The organism is Acinetobacter sp. TAC-1 (assembly GCF_029025845.1).
Taxonomy (GTDB): Bacteria; Pseudomonadota; Gammaproteobacteria; order Pseudomonadales; family Moraxellaceae; genus Acinetobacter; species Acinetobacter guillouiae.
In genome coordinates, this window is sequence record NZ_CP118892.1 from 1169171 (window position 1) to 1189065 (window position 19895).

Below are 19895 nucleotides of genomic sequence, written 5' to 3' on the forward strand. Positions count from 1 at the left end.
CATATCAATATCTGTCGATTTAAATCAATATGAATACTGCAATGAGAATTTTTTTCACGTACAATCAGAAGTTAGTTATCGGTTTAGATCAAGAGAGTTATGGCTACACGCATTACCAACCAGAAGTTATCCAAAAGTAGTCGTGCGTGGATGAGAGAGCATTTAGATGACCCTTTTGTGAAAAAAGCACAAAAAGAAGGTTACCGCGCTCGTGCTGCATATAAACTTCTTGAAATTCAAGAAAAACACAAAATGATTAAACCAGGGATGACCGTGGTGGACTTGGGTGCTGCGCCAGGAAGTTGGTCGCAAATCGCAGGTAAACTGGTCGGTGATAAAGGTTTAGTGATTGCTTCAGATATTTTAGAAATGGATGCTTTACCTGATGTTACCTTCTTACAAGGTGACTTTAGAGAAGAAGAAGTTTTCGAAAAATTGTTAAATATTTTAAATGGACGCACTGTAGACGTTGTAATTTCAGATATGGCCCCCAATACATCAGGTAATAGGGCTGTAGATCAACCTCGCCAGATTTACTTGTGTGAACTTGCATTAGATTTTGCCAACAAGGTTCTTGGACCAAAAGGGCAGTTTTTAGTTAAAGTTTTCCAAGGAACTGGTTTTGATGAGTTCCGAAAGCAAGTCGTGGATAGTTTTGATGTGTTAAAAACAGCAAAACCAGCTGCTTCACGTGCACGTTCAAAAGAAGTTTTTTTAATTGGACAGGGCCGTAAAAAAGTTTCGCAATAGCTGGTGTTTTTGAGGTATGTTCATTCTTCGTAATGAATTGCCAACAAATGCTTGCCAAGTTGTTAAAAATTGTGCATTTTGTACCTTTTTAACCTTTATTGCGAAATTCATTACTCGCTTTTTGTTACGATCAAGCAAGATTGAGCCTGATCAAAATAGTTATATATGGGAATAAAGCTTTGAGCGATTACTTCAAAAATGCCGTATTGTGGCTGGTCATACTGGGTGTGCTGATCTTAATCTTCAGCAATCTCAGTGACCGCAGTAAGCCTTCTGCGATGAATTATTCAGAATTCGTCACAGCGGTGAATGCTGGTCAAATTAGTAAAGTCACAATTGATGGTGAAAGAATAAGCGGCGAAAAAAAGAACGGTTCGAACTTTGAAAGTATTCGCCCAGCAGTTCAAGATCCTGAATTGATGCCTACACTCATCAAAAATAACGTTGTTGTTGAAGGTACTGCACCTCAACGTCAAGGTTTATTGATGCAACTTCTCATCGCAAGCTTTCCTGTGCTTTTAATTATTTTATTGTTCATGTTCTTTATGCGTAACATGGGTGGTGGTGCAGGCGGTAAAAATGGTCCAATGAGTTTTGGTAAATCTAAAGCAAAAATGCTTTCAGAAGACCAAATCAAAGTGACCTTTACCGATGTTGCTGGTTGTGATGAAGCAAAACAAGAAGTTGTGGAAATCGTTGATTTCTTGAAAGACCCTGCAAAATTCAAACGTTTAGGGGCAACAATTCCTAAAGGCGTATTGATGGTTGGTCCTCCAGGTACAGGTAAAACTTTACTTGCGAAAGCGATTGCTGGTGAAGCCAAAGTTCCATTCTTTAGTATTTCAGGTTCTGACTTCGTTGAAATGTTCGTTGGTGTTGGTGCATCTCGTGTGCGTGACATGTTCGAACAGGCGAAACGCCATGCACCATGTATCATCTTTATTGATGAGATTGATGCAGTCGGTCGTCATCGTGGTTCAGGTACAGGTGGTGGTCATGATGAACGTGAACAAACACTCAACCAAATGCTTGTTGAAATGGATGGTTTCGAAGGGAATGAAGGGATTATCGTCATTGCTGCAACAAACCGTGCGGATGTACTGGATAAAGCATTACTTCGTCCGGGGCGTTTCGACCGTCAAGTGATGGTGGGTCTGCCAGATATTAAAGGTCGTGAACAGATCTTAGCAGTGCATTTGAAGAAACTTCCTTCGGTAACAGGTGTTGATCTTAAAGTATTGGCACGTGGTACACCTGGTTTCTCTGGTGCGCAATTGGCGAATCTTGTCAATGAAGCTGCATTGTTTGCTGCTCGTCGTAACAAGAACACCGTCGATATGCATGACTTTGAAGATGCAAAAGATAAGATCTACATGGGCCCTGAACGTAAGTCGATGGTGATCCGTGAAGAAGAACGTCGCGCGACTGCATATCATGAAGCAGGTCATGCCATTGTTGCAGAAATTCTTCCAGGGACTGACCCTGTGCATAAAGTAACAATTATGCCACGTGGTTGGGCTTTGGGTGTAACTTGGCAATTGCCAGAACATGATCAAACCAGCCATTACAAGTCTAAGATGTTGAATGAACTTTCAATCTTATTCGGTGGTCGTATTGCTGAAGAAGTTTTCATTGATCAAATGTCAACGGGTGCGTCTAACGACTTTGAACGTGCAACCAAAATGGCACGTGCGATGGTGACCAAGTATGGTATGTCAGACAAAATGGGCGTGATGGTCTATGAAGATGAAAACCAGAATGGTTTCTTCGGAAATGTCGGTAGCCGTACGATTTCTGAAGCAACACAACAACAGGTTGATCAAGAAGTACGTCGTATCCTAGATGAACAGTATCGTGTTGCGCGTGATATTCTTGAAAATAACAAAGATATTGCACATGCAATGGTAAAAGCCTTGATGGAATGGGAAACGATTGATCGTGATCAAATCCGTGACATCATGGAAGGTCGTGTTCCTCAGCCACCTAAGGTTTATGTTGCTGAAAATCCAGTGCTTGATGTAACCCCTACAGACGGTCCATCAACACCACCACCATTACCAGCGACCTGATCAGTCAGTGAATAAACAAGAGCCTCAATCGAGGCTCTTTTTTTATACGAAAAAATTCACAGATGAAAAAAAATCACTGTGCTATTGATTTGAATTGTTAAACTAGCCTGAATTGAATACGGAGAATTGACATGCAACTGATGCCACTACCCAAGCAAATTTTGCAATGTGGGCGTTTGAGTCTGGATTTATCGCAAGCACATGTCATGGGTATCTTGAATGTCACTCCAGATTCATTTAGCGACGGTGGGAAGCATGATCAAAAAGATCAAGCTGTTGCTTATGCCAAGCAAATGATGGCTGATGGTGCGACAGTGATTGATGTTGGCGGTGAATCTACACGCCCGGGTGCATCTGTAGTCGAGATTGCCGAAGAAATACGTCGTGTTATTCCTGTGGTTGCTGAATTAGCCAAATTGGATGTCATTATTTCAATAGATACCTCACAGCCCGAAGTCATTCGTGAGGCGGTTAAGGCTGGTGCACATATTTGGAATGATGTCCGTGCCTTAACTCGTCCACATGCCTTAGAGACTGCTGCAGAGCTTAATATTCCTGTGATTATTATGCATATGCGAGGCGAGCCAACCACAATGAATCATCTTGACCAATATGAAGATGTTACTCAAGAGGTAATTGCTGAATTACAGCAACGCGTAGATGATGCACTGCAGGCAGGAATTCACCCTAAAAATATTATGATAGATCCTGGTTTTGGTTTTGCTAAAAATGCGCAACAAAATTTAAAGCTTCTCAATGAGTTTTATCAACTGAACAACATGGGTTATCCAATTTTATCAGCCTTATCTCGTAAGCGCTTCATTGGTGAAGCTTTAGATGGTGCAGATGCCAATCAGCGTGCTGTAGGTAGTGTTGCTGCACACTTGCTCAGTATTCAACAAGGCGCGTGTATGGTGCGTGCACATGATGTAAAAGCAATGTCGGATGCAATTAAAGTATGGCAAGCCATGCGCTCTGCAATTTAATGATGAATGATCAATAGTCCCTGATATTGTTTGATCTTTTTTAAAATTTAGATCATCTACATCTGAAAAATTAATCAGTTAAATTGCCCGATCAATTTGGTGAATTGTATGGTTTGTGTTATATAAGCGCGTGAATTGCTGTTTTATTTTAGGTTGCAATGTTTAACGATCTACTTCTCCCAATGTTCGATGATGAATATTATCCAGATATTCTAGTTGCTGAGGTTAAGCAACTTATTGAAAATTTTGCTAAAAAAGTGGCAAAAACCAGCTTTAGTGATGCAGAAATTTATTCTATGGCAAAACTGACTGTGACTGAAATTAATGAAATGAAGCCACAGTTTGAGGATCTTGATTCTTCTTTGGATGGTACTGCAGCTGATTATATTGCTGAAGCAATGATGATGGTGGTACAAGACCAAGGGTATCTCGATATTGAAATGGAAGAGCTTGTTGCAAATAGAGAGTGGTAAGCCACTCTCTTTTTTTTGCTATCGATTTTTAGAGATTAATAGGAGGAGAGAGCTTAATTCCTTACTTATTTACGATGCTTATTAAGCTGATTTTTTCGATAAAAACATAAATATGTATTAATTTTAAACATTTAAATATCAATTGCTTAAAGTATGATCATTGGTGTGTTTCAATGCTTGACGTAGGGTAGATAACTTTAGATAATGCGCACACAGTTTATGGCTATGTAGCTCAGTTGGTTAGAGCACCGCACTCATAATGCGGGGGTCACAGGTTCAAGTCCCGTCATAGCCACCATTTTTATAGACCATGCTCACTGCATGGTCTCTTTTTTTGTGCATCATCAAAAGACCAGTAGATGTAGATACAGATAAAAATTATCATCGTGCTATGAATATTTAGAATACTGAAAAAATCCAGTTGAATGTTTGATTAAGCTTTTTCTGCTAAATAATTTTCTATAAATCTTTGTGTTTGCGTGTCAAGGTAGAATGGCGCAATCAAGGATTGAATGATCTCATCCAATAAGCCATGCTGATCTAAAGCACCTAGTGTATGTGGAATAAAGCGATCTGCTTCGATAAATAAATCGTTTTGATCTAAACCAACAGAGTGTAGTAATTCTTGTAAGCTATATTCGCCAAAGTATTCATAAAATGCTTCGACAACATTTAAAATAACCTGTTGCATATATTCTGTTTGACGTAATTCTTTCCAAGTTTCATAAACAAGAATAAAGAATTCTTCAAAATCAATCGATTGAACTTGAGAGAAAGCCTCTTTTAATGAGCGTTGCTTAACTTCATTCCAAACATGTGTAGCGATATCTGCCAGGTCTTCATTAGGCAGTAGAATGATATTGCTGAGTTGGCTACGGATAGCAGTTGCGAGTTGCTGTTCTAATTTAAGCTCAATATTGTGTTGTTGATCTTGAATAAAGCTGATGACTTTAGCGCCAATACGGTTATGTTTCACTGTGTATTGACGTAGCTGGTTGAGCCAAGGGGTGTTGCTTTCTAAAATCTGATTGGCAAGCTGTAGGCTAACCTGTTGAATCTGCGGGTTGTGCTGTAAGTTTTCTTGAATATAGTCTCTTAATTGTTCTAATTCTAAGATTTTAAACATCCACAGTTCAAAAGACTCATCTGAGAGTAGATCATTGAAAATGGTTTGACTATGAATGGCATATTGATGAATTTTTTGAGCGACGACACCGATAAATTCAAGAATATCTGCGCCTAAATTCAATTCAAAAGCATATTTTTGCACCACAGACTGCAGTTGCTCAAGTTGAATCACATTTTTTAAAAGGATTTTGTCTGCATTTTGATAAGTTTGGGAAATAAAATTTTGAATAAATTGCGGATTTTTTTGATCTAAGAGTTGTTTTTTAATAAAGCGAACTTGCTCAAGCAAGAGTGCTTGAGCAAGTTCCTGAGCAAAGCTCGAAGGTGGAGGTGAATTATTCACATTCACGAGGCTTATACACCTGCTTTCCAGCCATTTACAATCGGATAACGGCGTTCACGGCTAAATGCGCGTGAGCTGATACGTGGTCCAATTGAACCTTGACGACGCTTGTATTCGTTGCGGTCGACAAGCTGAATGACTTTTTCCACGATTGCACGTTCAAAACCTTTGGCAATGATGTCTTCTTGGCTTTGTTCTTCCTCAATATATGCATATAGAATGGCATCAAGTACATCATAAGCAGGTAAAGAGTCTTGGTCTTTTTGATCAGGACGAAGTTCTGCTGATGGTGGACGAGAAATAACCCGTTCAGGAATCACAGGCGTTTCAGAAATACTGTTACGGTACTTAGCCAATTCAAAAACAATGGTTTTATAAACATCTTTGAGTACAGCAAAACCACCCACCATATCGCCATACAGTGTGCAGTAACCGACAGAAAGCTCAGACTTATTGCCTGTTGCAAGCACAAGGTTACCAAACTTATTGGACAAGCCCATAAGCAATGTACCACGTGCACGCGCTTGAAGATTTTCTTCAGTTGTATCCGCAGGTGAGTTACCAAAGAATGGGAACAAGGTCTGCATAAAGCTATTTACGATAGGATGAATTTCGGCAATACCAAAAGTAACACCCATACGTTTTGCTTGTTCAGTGGCATCTTCCACACTAATTTGTGATGTGTAGGTATAAGGCATCATCACGGCTTGAACTTTATCTGCGCCAATCGCATCAACTGCAATTGCCAAGGTTAAAGCTGAGTCGATACCGCCTGATAGTCCTAAAATCACACCAGGGAAACCAGAGCGTTGTACATAGTCGCGTGTTGCTAAAACCAACGCTTGATAGATCTCAGCCATAGTGTTTAATGCTGGCGCAGCTTCAACCACTTGATAGGCTTTGTTTTCTATTTGGTAGTTAGCAAAGTAGAGATCTTCTTTAAAGCTTGGTGCTTGTAACGCAACTTCACCTGAATGGTTAATGACAAAACTGGTCCCATCAAAAATGAGATCGTCTTGACCGCCCACTTGGTTGATATAAACCACATTGAGGTGGAGCTGTTTTGCCAACTCTTTTAATGTTTCAATACGATGTTGCGGTTTGCCGACTTCATAAGGTGAAGCATTCAAGACCAAAACACTTTCCACATTGAGTTGAGCAAGCTGTTGAACTGTATTTAAAGACCATACATCTTCGCAAATCAGTACCCCGAACTTATGACCTAAGTACTCAAATACAAGATGTTGATGTCCTTCATTAAAATAACGCTTTTCATCAAAAACGCTGTAATTAGGAAGATTTTGTTTGTTGTAAACCCCTAAAACTTGTCCATCTTTCATCACCGCAGCAGCATTATAGCGTTGACCATCGTCAGTAAGATTGGCAAAACCAAATACCATCACGATGTCTTTAACAGTAGACAGTTTCTCGAAAGCTTGTGCAGTACGCTTTGCTAGGCTTGGGCGTAAAAGCAAATCTTCGGCAGGGTAACCGATTATAGAAAGTTCAGGGAAAACAACAATTTCAGCATTCTGTTTTTTTGCATCATTGGCTTGTTCAATCATTTTTTGAACGTTCGACTCAATATCACCAATGAATGGAGAGAATTGCGCGAGAGCAATTTTAAAACTTTTCATTTAAACCAAATCCTATTCCAATAGGGTAATTTATATACAAATTGTTGATTTTTAAAATGTAGTTATTCAACATATGTATATAGATATCACAGAAATTGCCAAAGGGCGAAACTATAAAATCATTAAAAATCATCAAAAATCTTTATTTTCTTGCAAGGCAAAAATTTCAGACATTGAGTATTTTAACTAAAAAAACGTCAGAAGCTAGTGATTCATTAAGTTTATTCAGTACACCATCAATGACCTCATGAATTTAGTGTATTTTTTTTATAGAAACTAGTGATTTTTCATTATTTTTTGGATTTTATATTGGAAAAAATCAGCTTTAAATATTTTTTGTGAAATGTATCACTTAATTTGTTTAAATTAGCATCAAAATAAAGCGCTTAAATTGAAGGATCGACTGAATTTTTATCCAGAATAATATTTTCAATTCGATTTAAATAAATATCTTTGGCGATATCACCTTGTTGCTCAATATTGTAATCGAAATAAGCTTTTCCTTGAATGAGGGTGTAGCGATAAGGGTTATATTTACCAAAACTCAGGTAAAGTGCGGACTGTAAAATCGCCCCCTTAAGTAATACATTCTCATGACGCTGATATTGATAAACATGGGCCATTTCATGAATAAAAACAGCTTGATAACCCAAGCTCATACAGGAAAAGTCTTCACAATAGTCTGCATCTTTTAAGTGAATATAACCATTGGGCGCCATCAAAATCCCAACAGGCTGCCATGGTAAATAAGGATGATTCATCACCTTGACTTGGCTGTAGTCAATTAAATCTCCAAATACACTTTGGCTAATACGAATTTCGCCATCTGTCAATTTACGATATTTGAATTGATCCAATTGAAGAAGCTGTACAAAGCGCCAAATGAAATTGAACATTGTTTTATTTTGTGCTGTGTAAAAAGTACATCATGAAGTTTAGCACTGATTCAGTTTGACCCAAAGATTAACTGTGGCCCAGATACATCACGATTAAAAAAGCTGTCTATTGTATATATGCTGACATGAAGCTTTTCTTGTTGCCTGATTTCAGTTATGTAGCGTATCCGTAGTTAGGGTTCGGTACACCCAAAAATTAAATCATGATTTAAGTAAGCCAAAGCTAATGACTTGTCCGCAAAGGTCATTATTTATCAGTAGAGGCAAGCTCAGCCCTTATTTGTCAGACACTTTATTGAATAGTCATAAATTGCCAATGGATTGACCTGAAATGTCAGTGGTATTTGAATCTAGATGACTTACTTTTCCAACATAAATAGGATTTTTTACTTGAAATGTGAATTTGAACTGGTTTTCAGTCAAATCCTTGATCCCTAAATAAACAATAGGTGCTTCATATGTTACTTGCTAAGCCTGTCAAAAAAGTGTTTGCAAAAGCTTTTCCAAGTCGATTGCCTAATTTAAAAGATCAGATTGCGAATATCCCGATTCGTCACTTCAATTTTAAATTTAGTCCAGATGAGTTGGATGTTAAATTTTTTATGCAAAAAGAGTGGGCGACTGCTTATTTTGCCGCACTGTCAATTTTTTTGACCTATGGTGAAGAGTTGGTGATCGAAACCGCACGACATCATCGTGATCAAATACAAGACCCTGTTTTAAAACAGCGTCTAACCAGTTTGATTGGGCAAGAGGCAATTCACTCAAAAGTCCATGAAGAATACAATGAAACCATGATTCCAAATAATTTGCCTGTGCAGTTATATCGGTTTTTAGCAGAACAGGTTTTTAATCATACTTTTTTAAAATTCCCACAGCCTTTAAAGCTTTCAATGATGGCTGGGATTGAGCATTTCACAGCGGTCTTTGCTCAATATGCCATGACGCATCAAGACATTTTTAATCATTCTCTTGATGAAAAAACACGTGCTTTATGGTTATGGCATATGCTGGAAGAGTCTGAGCATAAAGATATTGCTTATGATACTTATCAAGTGCTTTCTGCAAATTATCCATTACGAATTTCAGGATTCTTTATTGCGTTGATTACTTTGGGTCTAGGCGTAGGTGCTGGCGCATTGATGTTGCCATTTTTACGACGTCCAATGAATAGCTTTAGTCTAAGTTTTTGGAAAGAGGCAAAGGGCAGTTGGGACTTATTATTTAGTCGAGACAATGGTGTTTTTGGTAGCAGTTTAGGCCATATTTTTGATTATTTGCGTCCAGACTTTCATCCTAATGATCATGATACAACTGAGCTTTTAGAATATTTCAAAAAAGAATTACTTGATCCTGAAACAGGCACACTCACCCCTTATTTTGTTAAAGCGTTTACCCCAGCTTTACGGATGTAATTTTATTCAATCTTAGCATTCAAATTTTCTATTCAATATAAAAACGATGTTGTAGATCGATACTGAACTTTTCCATCAATTTTTGAAGGAAAAGTTTTTTTTAAAGCTGTGATTTTAACCAAGCACTTTATAAAAATTGTTTTTAAGGGACATTCTTTATCAGTGGAGGCAACTCTTAAAAGTGATTGTCTGACAATTATCTAAGGTTGTCATAATTTGCAAACCGAATGAATGCATGTGCCAATGGTAATTGACAAAGCATGTCGTAATTTTTAGCCATCAAAGTAGAGTTTTTACTCAAAAGGCGATCTGTAGCTCATCAGCGTAAAGACGATGAAATGGATTGCCATATTAAATGAATAAAGAGTACCAGCTATGTTCGCTAAGCCAATTAAGAAAGCCGTTGCTAAAGTTTTTGCTGCGGCGCCATTCAGTCTGGAAAATCAAACGCCGATTATTCCAATTCGACATATGAAGTTTGATTTTGACCCAGAGCAAGTAGATCATCGATTTTATATGGATGCAGAATTGGCAAGTGCATATTTTGCGTCACTGTCGATTTTCTTAACTCGTGGTGAAGATCTTGTGATTGATACTGCTCGTTATCATCGTGATTTCATTACCGATCCATTATTAAAGCAACGTGTCACCTCATTGATTGGTCAAGAGGCGATTCATTCAAAAATGCATGAAGAGTTAAACGACGCTTATTTAATCCGTGATTTGCCAGTAAAGCTGTTTCGTACTTGGGCTGGCTGGGCATTTGAATATGGGTTTGAGCGTCTTCCACAACCGATGAAATTGTCGTTGATGGCTGGTATCGAACATTTTACTGCGGTACTTGCAGAATATATGATGAATCATGAAGAAGTGTTCTTCCGTTCGCAAGATGAAAAACAACGGGCAATCTGGATGTGGCATATGCTTGAAGAATCAGAGCATAAGGATATTGCTTTCGATGTGTTTCAAGAATTATCCAATAACTATTTATTACGTATTGCTGGATTCTTTCCCGCATTGATCACGATTTTGGTGCTGATTTCAGCTGCATCATTTTTAGTGCCTTTCTATCGAAATCCTAAGAACCTGATTAGCTTACGTTATTGGAAGGAGATTCCATATAATTTTCGCCTGATCTTTGGCTTAAAAGATGGTGTTTACGGCAGTAGCTTTAAACATATTTTTGATTATCTGCGTCCCGATTTTCATCCAAATGATCATGATACATCTGAATTTTTGGACTATTACAAAGAGAAACTGCTGAATCCAAAGACAGGTCTTCTTACGCCATATTTGACGAAAGAATTTTATCCTGCATTGCGTTCATAAAAACCTAAAAGAGATGGATTTAAAGTTTATGGGTATTTTTTCTAAAAAAGTTAAGCCGAGCCAAAATGCTTATGCGGTCGTGACTGGCGCAGGCAGTGGCATTGGACGTAGTTTTGCAATGGAACTTGCAAAACGCGGAGGAACAATTGTTTGTGCTGACATAAATTTGGATGCAGCCAAAGAAACGGTAAGTTTGATTGAATCACAAACTTCAGCTAAAGCATTTGCTGTGCAATGTGATGTGGGTGTGAAAGAGCAAGTAAAAGCACTTTCAGAACAAGCCGAAAAATTAATGAATCATCCTGTAAGCCTGATCATTAATAATGCAGGTGTAGGGCTGGGCGGTAAGTTTGATGAAGTTTCACTGGACGATTGGCAATGGTGTATGCATGTCAACCTTTGGGGGGTTATTCATGGTTGTCATTATTTTGTTCCTCAGTTTAAGCAACAAGGTTATGGGGCAATTATCAATGTTGCTTCAGCTGCGGGTTATACAGCAGCTCCCGAAATGACCGCTTATAACGTGACCAAATCCAGTGTATTGGCATTGTCAGAAACCCTTTCAGCAGAGCTTCGCGGTGACAACATTCGAGTGAATGTGCTGTGTCCAACATTAGTGCCTACAAATATTATGAAAAATGGTCGTTTGCCTGGTCATTATGCGGGTTTAGCAGATGATTTACTGATGAATCATGCATTTACCACCAGTGATCAGGTGGTGATTAAAACCTTAAATAACTTGGATGCAGGCAAGCTGTACACCATTCCTCAGCCAGATGCAAAACTGTTTTGGATATTAAAACGTGCATCTCCCACCTTATATGCCAAAGCGCTGGGTATTGGATATCCATTATTTAACAAATACATCAAATAAGCTGCGAGTAAATCAAGATGACAACAGAAACAACTTTAGCTACGCTGCCTAAAGAGAAAAGCGTAGAGCAAAACTCAACCCAAACTACAGTCGAAGACATTAAACAGGTGACTCAATCGAATACAGCACAAGACAAATTGCTTGAAGCAAAACAGCTTAAAGAAAAAGTACCTGTAGATAAGCAAGTTGAGGCAAAGACTGTTACAAAGCCAGCGAAAGCAAATCACCCTAAAGCTGAAGTCCAAACTCCGGTTAAAGCTAAAAATAAGGCTGAGGTAAAAGTTGAAACACAAATAAGTGCTCAATCTAAAAAGCTTGAACAATCGGCTGAAGAAAAAGCGCCAAAGACTCAGCACAAAGCAGCTGTGCACATCTATGACACCATCGTGGTTGGTGCGGGTATTTCAGGGATTGCTGCTGCTTATAAAATGAATCAAGCAGGCTATAACGATTATGTGGTCCTTGAAAAAGCCAGTCGTGTGGGAGGAACATGGCGCGACAATAATTATCCGGGCTGCGGTTGTGATGTACCCTCAGCACTTTATTCATTTTCTTTCTCACCAAGCCATAAATGGAGTCATTTATTTGCCAAGCAACCTGAAATTCTAAGCTATTTAGAAGAAGTGGTGGAAAAATATGACCTTGGTGAGAAAATTGAATTTAATAATGAATTGATCAGTGCCAAATGGGATGAAGCACAACATATGTGGCATTTAGAAACATCTAAAGGTCAATATCAAGCCAAGACGGTGATCTTTACGACAGGACCGATTACTGAACCTGCTTTGCCGAAATTAAAAGGAATTGAAAGTTTTAAAGGTGAAATGTTTCATTCAGCACGTTGGAATCATGATTATGATTTAACGGGTAAGCGTGTTGCAGTGATTGGTACAGGGGCGTCTGCAATTCAGTTTATCCCACAAGTACAACCTTTAGTGAAACAGCTGATCGTATTTCAGCGTACAGCACCGTGGGTACTACCCAAGGCGGATATGGAGTTAAACGAAACGGCTAAAGGGATCATTTCTCGTTTCCCAATCATTCAACAAACTTGGCGTAATAGCATTGCACAGATTTTAAATGGGATTAACTTTGGATTGCGTAATCCTAAAGTATTGGAACCTGTTAATTTCCTAAGTAAGCAATTACTCAAACTACAAATTAAAGATGAAACCTTGCGTAAAGCAGTGACACCGAACTTTACTATTGGATGTAAGCGCTTATTGTTTGCAAACAATTATTATCCAGCACTACAACAAGATAATGTGAATCTGATTGCACATGGTTTGGTTGAAATTGATGGAAATACAGTGGTTGCAGCAAATGGTGAACGTCATGAAGTGGATGTGATTATTTGGGGAACAGGCTTTGAAGTTTCACATCCTCCGATTGGTAAACGAGTTTATGACAGCAATGGTCAAGTCCTTGCTGAGCGCTGGAAGAATAGTTCACCTGAAGCATATTTGGGTGCCAGTATTGAACATGTACCGAATGCGTTTTTAGTCCTCGGTCCAAACATTCTGGTCTATGATTCATTTATTGGTATCGCGGAAGCACAAGTCGGCTATATTGTTGATGGCTTGTTAAAAATGCGTGAGCAAAAATTCACTCGCTTTGAAATCAAAGCGGATGTGCTTGCCCAGCATAACAAACGTCTGCAGAAACATTTAAAAACCACTGTATTTAATGCGGGTGGGTGTAAGTCTTATTATCTGGACGAAAATGGTCGTAACTTTGCAGCATGGCCATGGTCATTGCAACAATTACGCAACCAATTAAAACAACTAGATTTAAACCATTATAGTGTGAGTAAAAAATAAGCTTAGTATTCAATTGTTGAACACTTTTTATAAGAGCCCTAAATTAATTTAGGGCTTTTATTTTTTGTCTTGTGCGACGATGTAATCGAATAATAATGATTTCAGCTAGGATTAAATTGACCACCCAACCTAACCAAGATTCTAGCTGATAGATGTGAATTGGGGTTAACCAATCAAAATAAGGTTGTAACTGATAAAGCACGATTTTCCATGTCCTTAAGCTCAGCGCTGAAAGACTCAGTGCAAAACTACGGATCATCCAGTCACGATGTAAAATCCAGCGCTTTTTCAATAAAAAGTACAAAGCGGATAGGGTGGTGATCGCCCAGAGTGAACTTAATAAGACAAAGCTGATTTGAGTGGATAACCCTCCAGCCGCTGAAAAAGCTAAAATTAAGCCACTGGGTAAAGACAGCCCCAAAATGGTGATCAGATACAGCCAACCACTCCAGCGATGAATTCGGGGATAACGCGTGCGAAAGACACGGAAAAACTGTGTAAATCCAGCGATGAGTACAAAACTACTGCTGATCACATGGATTTTAAAAGCCACCTGCCAAGGTTGAGTATTGACTACATCTTGCTTTAACAAGAGAAAATGCTGATCAGTTTGCCATGGGAAATATTGCAAACATATTGCGACCATGAGATAGCATAAATAAGCATAGATCACGAGTGAAATTAGACTCAAGCTTGAATATGCCAAGGCGGTTTTTGTTTTGTTCATCACTGCTTATAATGGAATGGTGATTGAGAAATTATAGTGGAAGATAGGTTGAAACAGCATATTTATGTTTGAGGATGGCATAGATTTTAAAATAAACCACAATGAATCCTGATTTATTTATCTTAAAGTAGATCACAAAGCAAACAATTTAATCTAAAATCAATGTGAAAATGCATCCAATATCTTCATAACAAATAGGTATAACAATGAATAAAAGTTTAATCGCACTCGTCGGATTAGGAATGATTGGTTTCCAGAATAGTTATGCACTGGATATTCAACAGTTGCAAAAATCTTGGTCTGGAAAATATGATGAGCAGAAAATTGCTGTTTTCATCCAATCTATCGATCGTAATCAGGTCAAAGGCTATAGTGTTCTTGGTAAAAATAAACAAAATTTTTCAGGGAAAGTACAGACGACTTCACAAGGTTATAAAATTACCGCAACAGAAAGTGGTGCTAAAGCAAGTAGTGGTGTGTTTACGTTTACTGTAAAACAGAATCAGCCGAATGTGTTGGAGTCTAGTTGGGAATCTACAACGGCTAAGGTTAAACCAAAATATTTTGATTTAAAGCCGCAACAGTGTCGCTATCAAAAAGATGTCGGTGATTATCCAGTTGCATCACAACGGTTATTAAAAGATGAGGATCTACAAATTCCTCCTGAGGAACTGGACTGGATGCGTAATGAAATTTATGCGCGTCATGGTTATTCATTTGCCAATAAAGAGATCGCCTCTCAATTTGCTAACGATAATTGGTATATGCCATGCAGTACCAATGTTGAAAATCAATTAACTCAGATTGAAAAGACCAATATCCAACGTATTAAAAAAATTCGCCCGTATATGGCGAAAATGGAATGGGGTCGTTAAGCACACAATCAATCACAAAATCTGAGAATTTATCTTATGCTTCACTATCCTTCAGTTCGATTGAGTATTATGGTTTTTGTTTTAAGTTCATCTGCCCTAAGTTTTGCAGCAACACCTACAGATCAATCAGTGATCAACAGTATAACGAACCTAAACGCTTCTCAAGCTACACCCGCCAAAGCGATAATGATTGATTATATAAAAGAGGTTCGTTTGTTGTCAGGAGAGCTGGCTTATCTCTCTGGTGTAACATTTGAAAATGCAGGACGAAATTTTTGGGGAGGCTATATATTGACGCGCCCAAAACTAAAACAATCTCGAATACTTGAGTTCGGTGGTCAAGCCAATGATTTCACAGTACATACGGTGCAATATCGAGCAAAACCAATCGATTTGATTGAAATAGAATCTGCAGGCTCAGGTCAGGGGCAAGTTTCCCAGACAACTGATTTAGTCTATTTTGATGGATGGAAAGCTAAAATTATTGTAACTGCTGAATCTTCGAGTGATCCGGGGCGTTTTAGTGAGAAGTTGGGTGAGGAAGATTGTAAAACGGGTGGGGAAATTGTTTCAAGTTTAAAGATTTTATCCGCCAGCAATGAAGTGATTAAAACTATTCAATCATCCAATGCGTGTAAAAATGCAAAAGTTACAACCAAAACGGAAAAAATTAAAATCGTACTATAAGTACCCGTGTTGATTGCAGTGCTCGGTGATTCGATCAGATGGGATTCACTTTTTCCATCTCTGAAAAATGAAGCATCATCTGTGCAAAGTAATTAAACTTAAAATGTAAGGCAGGGTAGTCACAGCATTCATATCACCGTCCGATATATTCGACAGTTTATTTTATTATTGAAGATAAACGATATTTTGTTGTATGTGTTTTCCATAAACTCACTATGCTAAAAAGTGCAGAATTTTATCTTTATTATATGCATCAATGGTATATAGATTTTCAAAAAAGCGCACAGTCAAAAGGCTCTGCGCTTTTTTTGATTGATATGAAGAGTTAAATAGCTTGGGTGTTTTCATTTAGCCAGTTTAAAACATCACCTTCTAAGTGAGGTGCTAATCGCTCTCTGACTGTTTGATGGTACTGATTCAACCATGCTTTTTCATCATGACTGAGTAGGTCTAAAACGATACACGTCAGGTTAATCGGGCACAGTGTTAGTGTTTCGAATTCTAAAAATTGACCATAGGTCGTATCTTCAAAATGTTTAATTTTGTTGACGACAAGATTCTCAATCCGAATACCGTACTTGCCTTGATGATATAAACCAGGTTCATTGGAAGTAATCATCCCTTCGCGCATCTTGGTGGATGGTGTGACTGGGGCATAATATGAAATCACTTGTGGGCCTTCATGAACATTCAATGCATAGCCGACACCGTGACCTGTACCATGACGATAATCTAATCCGTATTTCCATAGCGTTTGACGGGTAATTGCATCTAATAGTGGTGATGCAATGCCTTCAGGGAAAACGCTTTGTGCAAGTGCAATATGGCTTTTTAACACCAAAGTGTAATCACATTTTTGTTCCGCGCTTGCTGTGCCTATGGGAACAACGCGGGTAATGTCTGTGGTTCCTTCATCATATTGTGCGCCTGAATCAATCAGCAGCAAACCATCACCACTAATCTCGCTAAAGCTTTCTTCGGTGGCACGATAGTGGGGTAATGCACCGTTGGCATTAAAGCCTGCAATTGTCGAGAAGCTTAATCCAATAAAACCTGCTTGTTGTGCGCGAAAGCCTGAAATTTTTTCGTCGATGGTGAGTTCATTGATCGATTCTTTATCAGCCAATGCGTTATCTAGCCAATGAAAGAAATAACATAGGGCAACACCATCTTTGGTCATCGCACTGCGCACATGTGCAATTTCTGAAGGATGTTTACGTGATTTAAATAAACTGCTTGGATTAATGTCTTGGACTAAATGACTTTGCTGCTCAATGGCCTGTGCATATGAAATTGAGACTTTAGCAGGATCAATTAAAATATTTTGTTGTTTAAGTTCGAGCAAAAACTTGATGCTTGCGTTATAAGGTAAGATTTCAATGTTATCCAAAGCAAATCTTTGCTGCATTTCAGTTGAGAGCTTTGCATCATCAATAAAAAGCACAGTTCGAGAATGGTCAATATATATGTGTGCTAAGAACACGGGGTTATATTCAACATCACGCCCCCTACAATTCAAAATCCAAGCAATATCATCAAGTGCAGAAATAAAATGCCCCGTTGCTTTTTTCTGAATAAGTTTGTGACGGATCGCAGTTATTTTTTCTAAGTGTGTTTGCGCATTTAAATCATCTGCCATTTGCCAAATGGGTTGTAGGGGCAGTGCTGGGCGTTCAGTCCAAATTTCATCAATTAAATCTAAGTCTGTTTGAATGAAGAAATTGTGTTCTATCGCAAGCGCTGATAATGCGCTGTATTGTTGAGTTGAAATGGTATTTCCATTGACAGAGATTTTTGCATCTTTGGCTAAATGTTGTGAAAGCCAAGCCAAATGTGTTGATGATTCATCAGGTGTCTGCTTTTGTAAAACGTAACCTGTATTTTCCAGTTGCTGTTCAGCTTGTACCCAATATCGACCATCTACCCATAAACCTGCGAAGTTTTGAGTGACTACAATTGTGCCGACTGAACCTGTAAAGCCTGTTAGCCATTGACGTATTTTCCAATAATCAGGTAGATATTCTGACATATGTGGATCTGCACTCATGGCGATAAAGGCATCCTGCTGATATTTCTTCATAATTGTACGAAGGTTTTCTAATTTGTTGGCAGGTGACAAACTGTTCATACTTTTTCCAATTGCATATCAATAGATTTTTGAGAGGGGGTCGATGTTTGATTGAGTAATTTACGAATCGGTTTTCTCATTAACCATAGAACGAGTGCGCCAAGAAGTAAAGCGATGACACATCGCACAAATAGCAAGGGTAATTGGTCAACTTCATGGATAGAAACATGACCACCGATTAAACCTGCCATCAAGTTTCCTAAAGCAGATGCTGTAAACCAAAGCCCCATCACTTGTCCACGAATGACGGTTGGAGCAAGTTTAGTCATCGTTGAAAGACCAACAGGGCTTAAGCATAATTCACCTAGTGTTAAAAGTAGGAGGCTTGATGCGATCCACAATGCAGAAACAGTTCCACCATTTTGGGTGATCAAGTAACTGGCAATGCTCATCACGAGAAAACCACCCGCAGCGAGAAGTAAAGCAATAATGAATTTGGTGATATAGCTAGGGTCACGATTTTGTTTGCCTAATTTAACCCAAAGCCATGCGATGATCGGTGCGAAAATAATAATGAAAAGTGGGTTAATCGATTGAAACCAAACTGCGGGTATTTCAAAGCCAAAGAATTGGCGATCTGTAAAGTCTTGGGCGAAAAGATTGAATGATGTTGGTTTTTGTTCAAATGCTGACCAAAAAAGTGCAGCGGTGATGAGTAAAATAAAACAGATAATGATTTGTTTTTTCTCAGTATTATTCAAACCAGCAAAGAGCAATAGATAGCTGAAATATAAGGCAATACAAATACAGATTGTGATCGTGAAATATGTGGCGATCTGAATTGGATTGATGTTAATTATGCCAAGAGAAACTAGACCGATAATCAAGCCAACAACGGCAATAAAACCTATAATCATTTGGGGTGCTTTAGGATTGTAATGTACAGGACGAGCCCAGTTATTTTCATTGCCTTGCACATGATTAAATTGTTTTAATTGAGGCACAGTTATTAACTTAAAAATCAGTAAGGCGATTAACATTCCAACGCCACCGATTCCGAATCCCCAGTGCCAACCATGTTCTTTAACCAATAAACCAGTCAATAGTGGGGCAATCAACGAGCCTAGATTAATTCCCATATAAAAAATGGAAAATCCTGCATCACGCCGTGAATCTTGAGCCTGATATAAAGTGCCAACAATGACGGAAATACAGGTTTTAAATAAACCAGAACCGATCACAATTAAAACTAAACCAAAATAAAAAAAGAAATGTCCAAATAAAGCTGCCAATGCAATGGATAAATGTCCGAGTGCGATGATCAGTGAACCGTACCACACAGCGCGCTCCTGACCGAGATAATTGTCAGCAACCCAACCACCCAATACAGTCATTAAATACATACTGCCTGCAAATAAGCCGACAATTGCTGATGCTGTTGGGCGATCTAAACCGAGACCGCCATCAGCAACTAAAGCCGCCATATAGAGGATTAATAAAGGGCGAATACCATAATAGGAAAAACGTTCCCAAAGCTCGGTAAAAAATAAACCTTTTAATGGTTGGGGGTGACCAAAAAAAGCTTGATCTGGGTCGTGTACTTGTTTGGATAAATGTTGAGGCATCTTCAAGTCCTTTGAAAATGTATTAATAAAAAAATTTTAAACAATATATAAAATAAAGTTATTTGTTGGGTGTTTTTTAAAGTAGTGATTTGTAAGTTTTATAGTAAAAATATAAATTTCAGTTTTCTATGCTTATTATTCGTATTGTTATATTTTGATTTTAGATGAATTTTAAAATAAATAGATTATACCA

16 protein-coding genes and 1 tRNA gene are annotated in these 19895 nt (G+C 38.3%); 11 read left to right on the forward strand and 6 right to left on the reverse strand.

The genetic code is table 11. The annotated features are described in order from the left end of the window. Positions 1–99: 99 nt before the first annotated feature. The 5 genes from rlmE to PYV58_RS05400 all read left to right on the forward strand — a co-directional run bounded on the left by rlmE (position 100) and on the right by PYV58_RS05400 (position 4576). Positions 100–750: a 23S rRNA (uridine(2552)-2'-O)-methyltransferase RlmE gene (gene rlmE / locus PYV58_RS05380; protein ID WP_004717323.1), complete on the forward strand. Its 651-nt coding sequence runs from the start codon at positions 100–102 to the stop codon at positions 748–750. Positions 751–929: 179 nt separating this feature from the next. Then, positions 930–2819, forward strand: a complete 1890-nt coding sequence (gene ftsH, locus PYV58_RS05385) for an ATP-dependent zinc metalloprotease FtsH (protein ID WP_275059717.1) — start codon at positions 930–932, stop codon at positions 2817–2819. A gap of 131 nt (positions 2820–2950) precedes the next feature. Then, positions 2951–3805, forward strand: a complete 855-nt coding sequence (folP, locus tag PYV58_RS05390) for a dihydropteroate synthase (RefSeq protein ID WP_034610858.1) — start codon at positions 2951–2953, stop codon at positions 3803–3805. A gap of 158 nt (positions 3806–3963) precedes the next feature. Further along, positions 3964–4278, forward strand: a complete 315-nt coding sequence (locus PYV58_RS05395) for a DUF5713 family protein (protein WP_004717317.1) — start codon at positions 3964–3966, stop codon at positions 4276–4278. A 221-nt stretch (positions 4279–4499) separates the two neighbouring features. Further along, positions 4500–4576 (forward strand) — tRNA-Met (locus tag PYV58_RS05400). 135 nt (positions 4577–4711) lie between these two features. Here the strand turns inward: PYV58_RS05400 and PYV58_RS05405 are convergent. The 3 genes from PYV58_RS05405 to PYV58_RS05415 form a co-directional block, all read right to left on the reverse strand. Continuing rightward, positions 4712–5755, reverse strand: a complete 1044-nt coding sequence (locus PYV58_RS05405) for a hypothetical protein (protein ID WP_004823222.1) — start codon at positions 5753–5755, stop codon at positions 4712–4714. Between the two features lie 5 nt (positions 5756–5760). After that, the gene (locus PYV58_RS05410; RefSeq protein WP_034612475.1) at positions 5761–7386 is read right to left on the reverse strand and encodes an NAD+ synthase; all 1626 of its coding nucleotides are present in this window, start codon (positions 7384–7386) and stop codon (positions 5761–5763) included. A gap of 386 nt (positions 7387–7772) precedes the next feature. Continuing rightward, positions 7773–8282, reverse strand: a complete 510-nt coding sequence (locus PYV58_RS05415) for a hypothetical protein (protein WP_034612480.1) — start codon at positions 8280–8282, stop codon at positions 7773–7775. Positions 8283–8740: 458 nt separating this feature from the next. Here PYV58_RS05415 and PYV58_RS05420 point away from each other — a divergent pair, with 458 nt between their 5' ends. The 4 genes from PYV58_RS05420 to PYV58_RS05435 all read left to right on the forward strand — a co-directional run bounded on the left by PYV58_RS05420 (position 8741) and on the right by PYV58_RS05435 (position 13720). Beyond that, positions 8741–9697, forward strand: coding sequence for a metal-dependent hydrolase (locus PYV58_RS05420; protein WP_034612484.1), 957 nt, complete (start codon positions 8741–8743; stop codon positions 9695–9697). A gap of 375 nt (positions 9698–10072) precedes the next feature. Continuing rightward, positions 10073–11026, forward strand: a complete 954-nt coding sequence (locus PYV58_RS05425; protein ID WP_034612487.1) for a metal-dependent hydrolase — start codon at positions 10073–10075, stop codon at positions 11024–11026. A gap of 28 nt (positions 11027–11054) precedes the next feature. Then, positions 11055–11900 (forward strand): SDR family NAD(P)-dependent oxidoreductase, encoded by an 846-nt coding sequence (locus PYV58_RS05430; RefSeq protein ID WP_034612488.1) that lies wholly within the window; start codon positions 11055–11057, stop codon positions 11898–11900. A gap of 293 nt (positions 11901–12193) precedes the next feature. Further along, positions 12194–13720 carry an NAD(P)/FAD-dependent oxidoreductase gene (locus tag PYV58_RS05435; RefSeq protein WP_034612577.1) on the forward strand — a complete coding sequence of 509 codons (1527 nt, stop codon included), beginning with the start codon at positions 12194–12196 and terminating at the stop codon, positions 13718–13720. A 43-nt stretch (positions 13721–13763) separates the two neighbouring features. On the opposite strand, the gene PYV58_RS05440 is transcribed toward PYV58_RS05435, so the two are convergent. Next, positions 13764–14447 carry a DUF2306 domain-containing protein gene (locus PYV58_RS05440; protein ID WP_034612490.1) on the reverse strand — a complete coding sequence of 228 codons (684 nt, stop codon included), beginning with the start codon at positions 14445–14447 and terminating at the stop codon, positions 13764–13766. A gap of 206 nt (positions 14448–14653) precedes the next feature. Here PYV58_RS05440 and PYV58_RS05445 point away from each other — a divergent pair, with 206 nt between their 5' ends. Both PYV58_RS05445 and PYV58_RS05450 read left to right on the forward strand, forming a co-directional pair. Next, positions 14654–15322 carry a YARHG domain-containing protein gene (locus PYV58_RS05445; protein WP_034612492.1) on the forward strand — a complete coding sequence of 223 codons (669 nt, stop codon included), beginning with the start codon at positions 14654–14656 and terminating at the stop codon, positions 15320–15322. A gap of 36 nt (positions 15323–15358) precedes the next feature. Further along, positions 15359–16009, forward strand: a complete 651-nt coding sequence (locus PYV58_RS05450) for a hypothetical protein (protein ID WP_034612495.1) — start codon at positions 15359–15361, stop codon at positions 16007–16009. Between the two features lie 325 nt (positions 16010–16334). Here PYV58_RS05450 and PYV58_RS05455 read toward each other — a convergent pair whose 3' ends face one another. Both PYV58_RS05455 and PYV58_RS05460 read right to left on the reverse strand, forming a co-directional pair. After that, positions 16335–18137, reverse strand: a complete 1803-nt coding sequence (locus PYV58_RS05455) for an aminopeptidase P family protein (RefSeq protein ID WP_034612497.1) — start codon at positions 18135–18137, stop codon at positions 16335–16337. Beyond that, positions 18134–19702 (reverse strand): peptide MFS transporter, encoded by a 1569-nt coding sequence (locus tag PYV58_RS05460; RefSeq protein WP_034612500.1) that lies wholly within the window; start codon positions 19700–19702, stop codon positions 18134–18136. The genes PYV58_RS05455 and PYV58_RS05460 overlap by 4 nt, the downstream gene beginning before the upstream one ends. Between the last annotated feature and the right edge of the window lie 193 nt (positions 19703–19895).

Coding starts and splice junctions, on each gene's coding strand:
- PYV58_RS05410 (WP_034612475.1), bottom strand. CDS start 7,386: ATGAAAAGTTTTAAAATTGCTCTCGCGCAATTCTCTCCATTCATTGGT.
- PYV58_RS05455 (WP_034612497.1), bottom strand. CDS start 18,137: ATGAACAGTTTGTCACCTGCCAACAAATTAGAAAACCTTCGTACAATT.
- PYV58_RS05425 (WP_034612487.1), top strand. CDS start 10,073: ATGTTCGCTAAGCCAATTAAGAAAGCCGTTGCTAAAGTTTTTGCTGCG.
- PYV58_RS05420 (WP_034612484.1), top strand. CDS start 8,741: ATGTTACTTGCTAAGCCTGTCAAAAAAGTGTTTGCAAAAGCTTTTCCA.
- PYV58_RS05445 (WP_034612492.1), top strand. CDS start 14,654: ATGAATAAAAGTTTAATCGCACTCGTCGGATTAGGAATGATTGGTTTC.
- PYV58_RS05440 (WP_034612490.1), bottom strand. CDS start 14,447: ATGAACAAAACAAAAACCGCCTTGGCATATTCAAGCTTGAGTCTAATT.
- rlmE (WP_004717323.1), top strand. CDS start 100: ATGGCTACACGCATTACCAACCAGAAGTTATCCAAAAGTAGTCGTGCG.
- folP (WP_034610858.1), top strand. CDS start 2,951: ATGCAACTGATGCCACTACCCAAGCAAATTTTGCAATGTGGGCGTTTG.
- PYV58_RS05460 (WP_034612500.1), bottom strand. CDS start 19,702: ATGCCTCAACATTTATCCAAACAAGTACACGACCCAGATCAAGCTTTT.
- PYV58_RS05430 (WP_034612488.1), top strand. CDS start 11,055: ATGGGTATTTTTTCTAAAAAAGTTAAGCCGAGCCAAAATGCTTATGCG.
- PYV58_RS05415 (WP_034612480.1), bottom strand. CDS start 8,282: ATGTTCAATTTCATTTGGCGCTTTGTACAGCTTCTTCAATTGGATCAA.
- PYV58_RS05395 (WP_004717317.1), top strand. CDS start 3,964: ATGTTTAACGATCTACTTCTCCCAATGTTCGATGATGAATATTATCCA.
- PYV58_RS05450 (WP_034612495.1), top strand. CDS start 15,359: ATGCTTCACTATCCTTCAGTTCGATTGAGTATTATGGTTTTTGTTTTA.